General features: G+C 72.8%; 1 protein-coding gene and 1 pseudogene. One reads left to right on the forward strand and one right to left on the reverse strand.

Translation table 11 applies throughout. The features are described 5' to 3' along the window. Positions 1-221: pseudogene (locus HTZ82_RS23665) on the reverse strand (hypothetical protein); the annotation flags it as partial. Positions 222-470: 249 nt separating this feature from the next. On the opposite strand from HTZ82_RS23665, the gene HTZ82_RS23670 reads away from it, so the two are divergent. Then, on the forward strand, positions 471-1,502 hold the full coding sequence (locus HTZ82_RS23670) for an SCO0930 family lipoprotein (RefSeq protein ID WP_175411439.1): 1,032 nt from the start codon (positions 471-473) through the stop codon (positions 1,500-1,502). The last annotated feature ends 45 nt before the right edge of the window (positions 1,503-1,547 follow it).

Consider the following 1,547-nt stretch of genomic DNA (forward strand, 5'->3'; position numbering starts at 1 on the left):
GGCGTGGGCGTCGGCACCGGCGGAGGCGGCGGTACGGGAACGGGGGCGGGCGTGCACGTGGCGCCGCCGCCCGCGACGGACACCGCCGTCGTACCGCCCGGGCCGGTCGAGGCGTAGGCGCACGCGTCCGCGGCGGCCTGCGGCACGAGGGCGGAGGAGAGGACGAGCGGACAGGCCAGCGCACCGGCCGCCGCTGCTCGTGCGAGGGAGGTTCCATACACGCGCACGAGCATGATCAAGCCAGTGCCGTCGCACGAGAGGAACCGCGCGGATTCCCCTGATGGAGGACAGCGCTCGAACGCCCGTGTCCGCGCGGGCCGTTCGGAAGGGAGGTAGGCGGAGAAATTTCGAGGTCTTTCGCCCGCCGTTGAACACACCCGGCCCCCGCACCCGTACCTAGGGCCATGACAACGGCGCACCGCGGACGCCACTGAGGAACCGGACACCACCGGACACCAACGGGAGTTGAGATGAACACCAGGCGCAACGCCGCTCTCGCGGCGGCTGCCGTGGCGGCCGCCCTGACGCTGACGGCCTGCGGACAGGACCAGGGCGACAGCCTGGGCGGCCAGTCGGTCGGCGCGGCCGCACCCGCCGGCGCCCCGGGCCGGAACGGCGCGGGATACGGAGACGGTTACGGCGCCGGGTACGGCAAGGACGCCGGCGCCGCGGGGGCCGAGATCTCCGAGGCCGGTCAGCTCGCCGCCCGTGACACCGCCCAGCTCGGCAAGGTCCTCACCGACAGCGAGGGCCGTACCCTCTACCGCTTCGACAAGGACTCCGCCAACCCGCCCAAGTCCGCCTGCGAAGGCGACTGCGCCAAGGCCTGGCCGGTGGTGACCGCGGAGGGCGCCAAGCCCCCGTCGGGTGTCGACGCGTCGAAGCTCGGCGTCCTCACCCGCCCCGATGGCACCAAGCAACTCACCGTCGACGGCTGGCCCATGTACCGCTACGCCAAGGACACCGCACCCGGCGACCTCAAGGGCCAGGGCGTCGGAGGCACCTGGTACGCCGCCGCACCCGACGGGAAGAAGGCCGCACCCGGCTCCGCAGGAGGCGGCGGCGAAGGCGTCGGCGGCGGTGAAGGGGACGGCGATGAGCAGGGCGCGGAGCCCGCCGACCGCCCCGGTCTCTCCGTCCGCAAGGACCCCAAGCTCGGCGACATCATCGTGGACAGGGACGGCAGGACCGTCTACCGGTTCACGAAGGACTCCGCCTGGCCCATGAAGACCGCCTGCACCGGCGAGTGCCTCGACAAGTGGCCGGTCGTCGCGCCGGTCGACAAGAACGACACCGAAGGCATCGAGCTCAAGGGGTCAGGCCCGAACCGGGGCTACGTCACCTTCAAGCGGCCCGACGGCAAGGAGCAGCAGACCATCGACTGCTGGCCCCTCTACACCTTCGCCGGCGACAAGAAGCCCGGCGACACCAACGGGCAGGGCGTGGGCGGAAGCTGGTACGCCGTCTCGCCCGACGGAGAGCTGGTCGGAGCGCCCGAGTAGAGTCCCCCACGCGCGACTCCGGCCTGGCCGGCCCGCCGCCTCCCA

The sequence above is a fragment of the Streptomyces sp. TRM64462 genome (assembly GCF_013362995.1).
Classification (GTDB): Bacteria; Actinomycetota; Actinomycetes; order Streptomycetales; family Streptomycetaceae; genus Streptomyces.